The following is a 10087-nucleotide window of genomic DNA, read 5'->3' on the forward strand; positions in this document are numbered from 1 at the left end:
CACCATGACCCTGACCCAGCTGGAGATTTTCTCCCAGGTCGCGCAGTTGCGCGGCTTCACCCGCGCCGCGCTGCGCCTGGGCATCAGCCAGTCAGCGGTGTCCCACGCGATCAAGGCGCTGGAGCAGGAACTCGGGGTGTCGCTGTTCGAGCGCCATGCCAGTGGCCTGGCCCTGACCCCGATTGGCGAGCAGTTGCTGCAGCGCGCCCGCGCCATGCTCGGCCTGGCCGCCACCATGGGCCAGGAAGCCGCCGACAGCCGTGGCATGAAGCAAGGCACCTTGCGCATCGGCTCGTTCGGCCCCAGCGCCTCGATTCGCCTGCTGCCAGCGATGCTCCAGGCGTTTCGCCAGCAGGCTCCCGGCATCGAGGTGCACATTGATGAGGGCCCCGACCGCGACGTGCTGCAATGGCTGCTGGAACGGCGCATTGATGTCGGCTTCGTGGTGCTGCCGCAAACCAGCTTTCACACCTTCCCGCTGCTCGAAGACCAGATGGTCGCCCTGCTGCCCGCCGGCCATGCACTGTGCGCTGAACCTGCGGTCAGCCTGAAGGCGCTGTGCGAGGACCCGTTCATCCTGTCCCAGGCCGGCTCTGCCGAACTGGTCGAGAGCCTGTTCCAGTCGGCCGGGGTCAGGCCCAATATCCGCTATCGCAGCGGGCAGTTGCTCAGCACCCTCGAAACGGTCGCCCGCGGCGATGCGCTGAGCGTGGTCGCCGAACTGTCGCTGCCCGAAGCTGGCGCAGGCCCGGCGCGCTACCAGACCCGGCCGCTGGCACCCAAGGTCCGGCGCAAGATCGGCCTGGCCGTGCTGGACCCGGCCCAGGCGTCCCCCGCCACCCTCGCCTTCATCACGCTTGCACAGTCACTGTGTGCCGAGCGATGAGCGGCTATGCTCAGCGCTTATGGATCCCAAAGCGGCGTGCCGTGCGCCCTTTCCCCGTCCACACAGGTTCTGCTCGATGCCCTTCACGATAAAACGCACCGGCCGCTCGCCTTTTCGCGCACTGCTGCCCTGGCTGGTTGGCGTGATGCCGATCCTGTTCGGGGTGCTGATCATGCACTGGCAGGCCCAGCGTGAACTGCAATACCGCGCACAAAGCACGGCCGAGCAGGCGGTCGAGCACCTCGACTGGATCGTCAGCAACCTGTCCGGTGCGGCCACCAGCCTGCTGCCGCTGGCCGGGAACCCGTGTGCCGAGGTCCAGTTGGCGCTGCGCGAGGTGGTCACGCGCACCTCGTTCGTGCGCTCGACCAACCTGTTCCATGCCGGCAACCTGTATTGCAGTTCGCTGTTCGGCGACTACAGCGAGCCGGTGAATGCCACCGATTATGTCGATGGCACCCTTTGGCTGATGGATGGCAACTCGGTCACCCCGGGGCATGCCCTGCTGGTCTATCGCGTCAGCAACGGCGAAGACGGCGCCATCAGCACCGCCGATGGCGATCACCTGATCACTGCGCTGCGCCTGATCGGCCCGGGGGTCGGCCTGCGCATGCAAGTGGGGCCGCGCTGGATCGGCGAAGACGGCAAGGTCCACAGTGAGGCCATGCAGGCCTATGCCGAATCCCACGAAGTCGCCACCTCGAAACGCTTCCCCTACTCGATCCACAGCGGTTTCGAAGCCGGCGAATCCTGGCGCCTGATGGGCAGCGAGTACCCGGCCCTGTATGGCCTGATGGTGTTTCTCGGGGTAGCGGCGGGCACAGCCTGCCGCTGGCAACTGCGCCGCGCCAGCTCGCCGCGGGCGGAGTTGCAACGGGCAATCGAGGCTGACGAGTTCGTGCCGTTCTACCAGCCGGTGGTGCGCGGTGGCGAATTCCGCTGGGCCGGCGCCGAAGTGCTGATGCGCTGGCAGCACCCGCGCGAGGGCCTGGTGCGCCCGGACCTGTTCATCCCCTATGCCGAACACAGCGGGCAGATCGTGCCGATGACTCGGCGCCTGATGCAACGCGTGGCCGCCGACCTTGCGCCACACGCCGACAAATTCGAGGATGGCTTCCATATCGGCATCAACATCACCGCCGACCATTGCCAGGACCTGAGCCTCTACGAGGAGTGCCGGCGCTTCCTCGCCGCCTTCCCGCCCGGCCGCGTGCTGCTGACCCTGGAACTGACCGAACGCAAGCTGATCGAGGCCAGCGCCACCACCACCGAGCTGTTCGACAAACTGCATGAACTGGGGGTGATGATCGCCATCGATGACTTCGGCACCGGCCAGTCGAGCCTGAGCTACCTGCGCCAGTTCAAGGTCGACTACCTGAAGATCGACCAGAGTTTCGTCGCCATGATCGGCGTCGACGCGCTGTCGCTGCATATCCTCGACAGCATCATCACGCTGTCCGGCAAGCTCGGCCTGGGGATGGTTGCCGAGGGCGTGGAAACCGTCGGGCAGCGCGATTACCTGGCCGAACGCCAGGTCGATTTCCAGCAAGGCTACCTGTTCGCCCGGCCCATGCCGCTCGACGACTTCCTGTCGGCAATCAAGCCCTGATCGACACCGGCGGTTGCCGAGCCGCCCGTCCCCCTGAGATCATTGTCGGTCACCCGCTCTTCCCTTCCCTGTACCCGAGGCACTTTTGTCCAGAGGCATCGTTCTATCCGTCGCAGCGTCCTGCCTGTTCGCCGTGATGTACTACTACACCTCCCTGCTCACCCCACTCGATGGCGAGGAAGTCTTCGGCTGGCGCATGCTCCTGACCCTGCCCTGCGTCACCCTGTTCATGCTGATTACCCGCGATTGGCCACTGGTCACCGGGTTGCTGGCACGGGTGCGCCAGACCCCGGCATTGCTGCTGGGGCTGATCGGTACTTCGTCGTTGATGGCGGTGCAGCTGTGGCTGTTTCTCTGGGCGCCGCTGCACGGGCGCAGCCTGGAGGTGTCGCTGGGCTACTTCCTGCTGCCGCTGAGCATGGTGCTGACTGGCCGCCTGGTGTATGGCGAGCGCCTGTCGCGCCTGCAGAAAGTGGCAGTGTTGTGCGCAGCGACCGGCGTGGGCCATGAGCTGTTCCAGCACGGCAGCTTCGCCTGGGAAACCCTGCTGGTGGCCAGCGGCTACCCGGTGTACTTCGTGTTGCGGCGCAAGCTGCGCACCGACCACCTTGGCGGGCTGTGGGCCGACATGACGCTGATGCTGCCAGCGGCCCTGTACTTCGTGATCCAGGGCCCGCTGAGCAGCGCCGACCTGGCCGCCCACGCGCAGCTCTACGTATTGATCCCGCTACTGGGCGTGATCAGCGCACTGGCGCTGATCAGCTACGTGCTGGCCAGCCGCATGCTTGCCTTCAGCCTGTTCGGCCTGCTCAGCTACGTCGAGCCGGTGCTGCTGGTCGCCGTGGCCCTGCTGCTGGGTGAAAGCATCGCAGCGGACCAATGGCTGACCTACCTGCCGATCTGGCTGGCGGTGGTGGTGCTGGTGCTCGAAGGCTTCAGGCACCTGCAACGTCAGCGACGACGCTCGGTGTAAGGCGCACCTGGCGCACGCGGCGTTCCTCCACCGCTTCCACGGTCATGGTCCAGTGCTCCCAGACCAACTGGTCGCCGACCACCGGCAAGCGGTCCAGCAGGCTCATCACCAGCCCGGCGAGGGTTTGATAGTCCTCGGTGGGCTTGGCCGCAAAGCCGATCTGCGCCTGCAACTGGCGCAGGTTCAACGCGCCACTGACCAGGTAGCCCTGTTCATCGGCGACGATGTCCGGGCCCACCACTTCGCTGGCATCCGGCAACTGCCCGGCAATCGACTCGAGAATGTCGGTCATGGTCAGCACGCCGGTGAAGTCACCGAACTCGTTGACCACGAAGGCGATGTGCGTCGACTCGTTGCGCATCTGCTCCAGCGCGTTGAGGATGCTGAAGCTTTCCAGCAGGTTCAACGGCGTACGGGCCAGGCGTTCGAGGTCCGGCTCATGGCCTGCGAGCAGTTCCTTGAGCAGTTCCTTCTTGTGCACGAAGCCCAGCGGCTCCTCGATACGGCCGTCACGGATCAACGGCAGACGCGAGTAGGACGAATGCATCAGCGCGGTGCGAATCGCCTCAGGTGATTGCGTCAGGTCGATGGCATCGACCTTGGCGCGCACCGTCATCACCGTCTTGATCGGACGTTCGGCGAGGTTCAGCACCCCGCTGATCATCACCCGCTCGCGGCGGTCGAACAGCACCTGCTCGTCGCCATCACCGACCAGGTCGGCGATCTCATCACCCACTTCGTCGGCGTCCATGCGGCGCCCGCCCAGCATGCGCAATACCGCATGGGCGGTACGCTCACGCAACGGCCGATGCTGCTGCAGGCTGCGCTTGCGGCGGGCCCGGGCCAGCTGGTTGAAGATCTCGACCAGGATCGAGAAACCGATGGCGGCGTACAGGTAGCCCTTCGGAATATGGAAGCCCAGGCCTTCAGCGGTGAGGCTGAAGCCGATCATCATCAGGAAGCCCAGGCACAGCATGATCACTGTCGGGTGGGCGTTGACGAAGCGGGTCAGCGGTTTGCTGGCGACGATCATGATGCCGATGGAGAAGATCACCGCGATCATCATGATCGACAGTTCCTCGACCATGCCCACGGCGGTAATCACCGCGTCCAGCGAGAACACCGCGTCGAGCACCACGATCTGCGCCACGATCGGCCAGAACAGCGCATGACGCACCGCGCCGGAGGCTTGGGCGACGTGCCCTTCGAGGCGTTCGTGCAGTTCCATGGTGGCCTTGAACAGCAGGAACACACCACCGAACAGCATGATCAGGTCACGTCCGGAGAAGGATTTGCCGAACACATCGATCAATGGCGCAGTGAGGGTCACCATCCACGAGATGCTGGCCAGCAGGCCAAGGCGCATGATCAGCGCCAGGGACAAACCGATCACCCGCGCGCGGTCGCGCTGATGCGGCGGCAGCTTGTCGGCGAGGATCGCGATGAACACCAGGTTGTCGATGCCCAGAACCAGTTCCAGGACAATCAGCGTGGCGAGGCCCAGCCAGGCCGTAGGATCGGCTAGCCATTCCATGGGCGGACACTCATGTTAAGGACGTCGCAAGGACGGGGGATTGGCCGGTTAGGCCAGCAACTGGGGGGCTCCGAGAACGAAGTCATGGTTACCTTGGAACAATTGGGGACGAAGATCCTACTAGTTCAGCTGGTTTTCCTCACAGCGGGAAAGTATTTCAAAACCTGTACACACAGGAGCAACTGTCATGCACCGCTGCCCTTGTGGGAGCGGGCGGCAGTTGCTCAGTGCAAGCACTGGACTGGGTGATTTCCTTCAATACCCGGCTGCGGCAGCTGCATAAGCTCGCCCCACCAACACCATCGAAGAACCTCCCCATGAGCCTGACCCTATCCATGGCCGCCTTTGCGCTGGCCGCCTCCATCTCCCCCGGCCCGGTCAACATCGTCGCCCTCGGCGCCGGCGCCCGGCACGGCTTGCGCCCCGCTCTACGCCATGTGACCGGGGCCACGCTGGGCTTCTGTCTATTGCTGGTGCTGGTTGGCCTGGGCCTGCATGAAGTGCTGCGCTACTGGCCCGGCCTGACCCAGGCGCTGCATTGGGCCGGGGTACTGTTTTTGCTGTACATGGCCTGGAAGCTGGCCCGCGACAACGGCCAACTGGGCGATGGCCGCCCCACCCGCGTGCCTTCGCTGCTCGATGGCGCGGTGATGCAATGGCTCAACCCCAAGGCGTGGCTGGCCTGCGTCGCCGGCATCGGCGCCTTCGTCGGCCAGGGTGAAAATACCGTGCTGTGGCAGTTCACCTTGATCTACCTGGTGATCTGCTACCTGTCGCTGGGCTGCTGGGCCTGGGCCGGCAGCGCGATCCGCCGCTACCTGGACAACCCTCGGCGCATCCGCCTGTTCAACCGAAGCCTTGCGCTGCTGCTGATAGCCAGCGCGGTGTACCTGCTACTGGGCTGAGCGGTAATGGCCCGGCGTAGCCGCCAGGTGCTGCTTGAAGGCACGCTGCAAATGCGCCTGATCGGCAAAGCCGGCGTCCAGCGCCACCTCGGCAATCAACCGGCCCTGACGCAACTGGGCGCGGGCATATTGCACGCGCCGATCCAGCAGGTAGCCATGGGGTGTCAGGCCGAAGTGCCGCTTGAACGCGCGAATCAGGTACGAGGCGGACAACCCGGCCGCCTCGGCAATGTCGTCCAGCTTCAGCGGCTCGGTGCAATGCGCCCGGATGAACGCTGCCGCCCGCTCCAGGCGCAGGTCAGCCGGTGTTGCCCTGGCTGGCGGGGCCTGCAGGTGCTGGCTCAAGCCCAGGAAGAATTGCCGAGCCGCCGCCTGCTTGTGCGCCGCCTCGATGCGCTCATCGACCAGCAATGCGTAGAACGCCGTCAGCGCTTCGAACAGCGCCGGCGAGCGGCTCAGCGTTGCGTTCACCGGGGTAAAACCAAGCTCGGCCAGCCAGGGCAGCTCGACGAACAGCATCAGGTACGACCAGGGCTGCTCGGCAATCGGGTTGCAGGCATGCACCACGCCCGGGTTCATGATCACCACGCTGCCAGCGTCGATCTCCTGCCAGCAGTCCCCATTGAGGTAGCTGCTACGCCCCGCTGTAACCGCGCCGATCGAAAAGCTCGCATGGGAGTGCAACGCGTAACAGACCTTGCGCCCGTCGGCGACTTCACGCGCCTCGATAAAGGGCAGCGCCGGGTCTCGCCAGAATCGTGAAGGGGTACGCATCGCAAGTCTCCCGGCAACCTTGTGACTACTCGTCGGCGTCGTGCACCACGACCAGCAACTGCGCCTGCACATCGCCCACCGAGCGCAGCCGGTGCGGGGTCTGGGCGTTGAAGTACAGGGCGTCGCCGCGCTCCAGCAGCACCCGCTCGTTCATGAAGTCGACCTCGACCTGCCCTTCATGAACAAACAGGAACTCCTCGCCCAGGTGCTCCTTGAAGGTGGAATCACTGAAGTCCATTGGCGGGCAGATGATGAACGGCAGCAGGCTGCGCTGGCCGATCTGGTTGGCCAGCACCGCGTAACCCGGGCCATCGCTGCGGCCCGCCAGTGGCTGGCGCTCGCCACTGCGTACCAGGCTGTAGCGCGCCTGGCCGGGCTGGTCTTCGGCGAACAGCTCCTCGACGTTGACGTTCAAGGCCCGCGCCAGTTTCAGCGCCGCCGCAATCGACGGCGTGTTGAGCCCGCGCTCGACCTTGGACAGGTAACTCTTGGTCATGGCGGTTTTTTCAGCCAACCCTTCCAGGGTGATGCCAAGTTTTTTTCTTAATAATTTCAATCGGATAGACATGTGACGCGGATCTTCCCCATGCGGCAGGCAACTTTTTACTTGCCAATGACACTCTGTGTCATATAGCTTGTTTTGTGTCATCAACTGCCACCGAGGACACTCCCCATGGCCAAGACATTAGCACTCCCCAAGGACCAGCTGGTCAAGCAGGCCCTTTCGCAGATGCAGGGTTCGCTCGCGGATAATACGTGGACTGTGCGAGAAAAGCTGGCGCTCACCTGCCGCATCCTCTTCGACAACGGTCACGACTCTGGCCTGGCCGGGCAGATCAGCGCCCGCGGCCCGCAGCCGGGCACCTTCTACACCCAGCAACTGGGCCTGGGTTTTGACGAAATCACCGCCAGCAACCTGCTGCTGGTCAACGAAGACCTGGAAGTGCTTGAAGGCGACGGCATGCCCAACCCGGCCAACCGCTTCCACAGCTGGGTGTACCGTGCACGGCCGGATGTGCACTGCATCATCCACACCCACCCGACCCATGTTGCCGCGCTGTCGATGCTCGAAGTGCCGTTGCAGGTATCGCACATGGACCTGTGCCCGCTGTATGAGGACTGCGCGTTCCTCGAAGCCTGGCCGGGGGTGCCGGTGGGCAACGAGGAAGGCGAGATCATCAGTGCCGCGCTGGGCGACAAGCGCGCCATCCTGCTGTCGCACCACGGCCAACTGTCTACCGGGGCGAGCATCGAGGAAGCCTGCGTGATCGCACAGCTGATCGAGCGTGCAGCCAAGCTGCAACTGCTGGCCATGGCGGCGGGTGAAATCAAGCCGATTGCACCTGAGCTGGGGCGCGAGGCGCACGACTGGATTTCGCGTCCCAAGCGCCACGGCGCCGCGTTCAATTACTATGCTCGCCAGTGCCTGCGCGTGCATGCCGACTGCCTGAACTGACCTGCCTTTTACGGAGCACTTTTCCATGACCACGACTTTTCACGGCATCATCGGCTACACCGTCACCCCGTTCGACGCAGGTGGCGAAACGCTCGACCTGGCGGCGCTCGGGCATTCCATCGACCGTTTGATTGACGGCGGCGTGCAGGCCATCGCCCCGCTGGGCAGCACCGGCGAAGGCGCTTACCTGAGTGACCGCGAATGGGATGAAGTAGCGGCCTTCAGCCTGTCGCACATTGCCGGGCGGGTGCCGACCATCGTCAGCGTCTCCGACCTGACCACTGCCAGCGCCGTGCGCCGGGCGCGTTACGCCCAGGAACATGGCGCCGATGCGGTGATGGTGTTGCCGGCAGCGTACTGGAAGCTCAGCGAAGCGGAGATCCTCGCGCACTACCAGCGTATTGGTGACAGCATCGGCGTGCCGATCATGCTCTACAACAACCCGGCCACCAGCGGCACCGACATGTCGGTTGAGTTGATCATGCGCATCGTGCGCCAGGTCGAGAACGTGACCATGGTCAAGGAGAGCACGGGCGATATCCAGCGCATGCACAAGCTGCAACAACTGGGCGAAGGCCAGGTGCCGTTCTACAACGGCTGCAACCCATTGGCCCTGGAAGCCTTCGTGGCGGGTGCGGCGGGCTGGTGTACGGCGGCGGCGAACCTGATTCCTGATTTGAACCAGCAGTTGTATCAGGCCGTATTGGCCAATGACCTGGTACAGGCACGCGCGTTGTTCTACCGCCAGTTGCCATTGCTGGAGTTCATTCTCAAGGGTGGCTTGCCGGCGACGGTGAAGGCAGGCCTCGCGCTTACCGGGCTGGAAATGGGTGAGCCGAGGTTGCCGGTGTTCCCACTGGATGCACCAGGCCGGGCACGCTTGGCAGCGTTGCTGGAAGCACTGCGCTAAAAGACAAGCCGGCACGATTCTGTGGGTGCCGGCGTTGCCGGCGATTGATTGCGCAGCAATCATGGGCGCTGTACCGTCAGTGCCTCATCGTCGGCAAGGCCGGCTCCCACAGGAGTCTACTGTGCCGCAGAGATTCTCGTGATGTTCAAAAATCTCTCTGGCGGCTGCTATTTGGCGCTATCAGTTGAAACACCGCCAACGTAGTAAAGCCCTTCAAGCGTCCCGCTCAGCGAGGGCAAGCCCATCAATGCCTCGGAAACATAGCGGATCGGGAATACGCCTCGCAGTGCCTGGACCTGCTGCGAATAGTGCTCCCAATGCGGCTCGCGCAGGCCATTCCAGAACGACACACACTCGTCGCCCACGAACATATTTGGCTGGCGATAGTTGACGGTCTGCTCACCGACCCAATAGATGTAGCCAAGAAAGACAGCACCATCAGCTGCCTCGAAGCGGGTTCTGACGATTATCTGAACGTCACTGCCTTCTTCGGCTGCGAGCAAGGGACGGACCGACAACTCATCGTCCACCGAGTCATCCGTGGGGAAGTACCAGACGCCGGCGTCGGTGAGGTCTTCACCCGTTAGATCGTAAACCTGCTTATCCATAACAGCGTCGGTCCATTGCTCAAGGAAAATAAGAGAGATTATGCAGTACGTCGATAGAATGACACCGGCGCACAAGGCGGGTGCGCTCGATCATCAAAGGCAATCATTCAAAAGAGAGCAACAGCGCCGTCCGACGATTTGCGCCTGCGTTTCGAGGCCGTCAGCCATATGCCCGAAGCCGAGAAGTCGGTTATCAAGGCGCTGCTCGATGGGATGGTTCTCAAGTATCAGGCATCGAAAATCATGGGAACGGACACCGACAACAGAGCTGGCAGCTAAATAAAAACGCAGCTACAGCGGCCGTACACAGCTTGTAGTCGCCCAATCTCAGAAATTGCGCGGCCTACAGCCAAGGGTTTAGGCAATGGGACTTGATTCATAGGCCCATACTCAGCAATTACCTTACTTGTTGCTTTTGCACCAACAGTATCA

Annotated in this window: 10 protein-coding genes; 6 read left to right on the forward strand and 4 right to left on the reverse strand. The window is 63.4% G+C overall.

Features of this window, described 5'->3' with window-relative positions; translation table 11 throughout:
- Nucleotides 1–4 precede the first annotated feature (4 nt).
- From M5G11_RS16210 to rarD, 3 genes are all read left to right on the forward strand, one after another.
- On the forward strand, nucleotides 5–886 hold the full coding sequence (locus M5G11_RS16210; RefSeq protein ID WP_273910640.1) for a LysR family transcriptional regulator: 882 nt from the start codon (nucleotides 5–7) through the stop codon (nucleotides 884–886).
- Between the two features lie 76 nt (nucleotides 887–962).
- On the forward strand, nucleotides 963–2495 hold the full coding sequence (locus M5G11_RS16215) for an EAL domain-containing protein (RefSeq protein ID WP_273910629.1): 1533 nt from the start codon (nucleotides 963–965) through the stop codon (nucleotides 2493–2495).
- A gap of 85 nt (nucleotides 2496–2580) precedes the next feature.
- Nucleotides 2581–3468 (forward strand): EamA family transporter RarD, encoded by an 888-nt coding sequence (gene rarD, locus M5G11_RS16220; RefSeq protein WP_273910631.1) that lies wholly within the window; start codon nucleotides 2581–2583, stop codon nucleotides 3466–3468.
- Here rarD and M5G11_RS16225 read toward each other — a convergent pair.
- On the reverse strand, nucleotides 3431–5002 hold the full coding sequence (locus tag M5G11_RS16225) for a TerC family protein (RefSeq protein ID WP_273910632.1): 1572 nt from the start codon (nucleotides 5000–5002) through the stop codon (nucleotides 3431–3433). The genes rarD and M5G11_RS16225 overlap by 38 nt on opposite strands.
- Before the next feature lie 317 nt (nucleotides 5003–5319).
- Here M5G11_RS16225 and M5G11_RS16230 point away from each other — a divergent pair, with 317 nt between their 5' ends.
- Nucleotides 5320–5907 (forward strand): LysE family translocator, encoded by a 588-nt coding sequence (locus M5G11_RS16230; protein ID WP_273910634.1) that lies wholly within the window; start codon nucleotides 5320–5322, stop codon nucleotides 5905–5907.
- On the opposite strand, the gene M5G11_RS16235 is transcribed toward M5G11_RS16230, so the two are convergent.
- Nucleotides 5896–6681 (reverse strand): helix-turn-helix domain-containing protein, encoded by a 786-nt coding sequence (locus tag M5G11_RS16235; protein WP_273910635.1) that lies wholly within the window; start codon nucleotides 6679–6681, stop codon nucleotides 5896–5898. The two genes, M5G11_RS16230 and M5G11_RS16235, sit on opposite strands and share 12 nt — an antisense overlap.
- Before the next feature lie 25 nt (nucleotides 6682–6706).
- Nucleotides 6707–7249, reverse strand: coding sequence for a helix-turn-helix domain-containing protein (locus tag M5G11_RS16240; protein WP_273910636.1), 543 nt, complete (start codon nucleotides 7247–7249; stop codon nucleotides 6707–6709).
- A 105-nt stretch (nucleotides 7250–7354) separates the two neighbouring features.
- Here M5G11_RS16240 and M5G11_RS16245 point away from each other — a divergent pair, with 105 nt between their 5' ends.
- Both M5G11_RS16245 and M5G11_RS16250 read left to right on the forward strand, forming a co-directional pair.
- The gene (locus M5G11_RS16245; protein ID WP_273910637.1) at nucleotides 7355–8137 is read left to right on the forward strand and encodes an aldolase; all 783 of its coding nucleotides are present in this window, start codon (nucleotides 7355–7357) and stop codon (nucleotides 8135–8137) included.
- 25 nt (nucleotides 8138–8162) lie between these two features.
- A complete protein-coding gene (locus M5G11_RS16250) occupies nucleotides 8163–9047 on the forward strand; it encodes a dihydrodipicolinate synthase family protein (protein WP_273910638.1) in 885 nt (294 codons plus the stop codon).
- 167 nt (nucleotides 9048–9214) lie between these two features.
- Here the strand turns inward: M5G11_RS16250 and M5G11_RS16255 are convergent, their stop codons facing one another.
- Nucleotides 9215–9655 carry a hypothetical protein gene (locus M5G11_RS16255; RefSeq protein ID WP_273910639.1) on the reverse strand — a complete coding sequence of 147 codons (441 nt, stop codon included), beginning with the start codon at nucleotides 9653–9655 and terminating at the stop codon, nucleotides 9215–9217.
- Nucleotides 9656–10087: the final 432 nt, after the last annotated feature.

This window comes from Pseudomonas fontis, assembly GCF_028656955.1.
GTDB classification, from domain to species: Bacteria; Pseudomonadota; Gammaproteobacteria; order Pseudomonadales; family Pseudomonadaceae; genus Aquipseudomonas; species Aquipseudomonas fontis.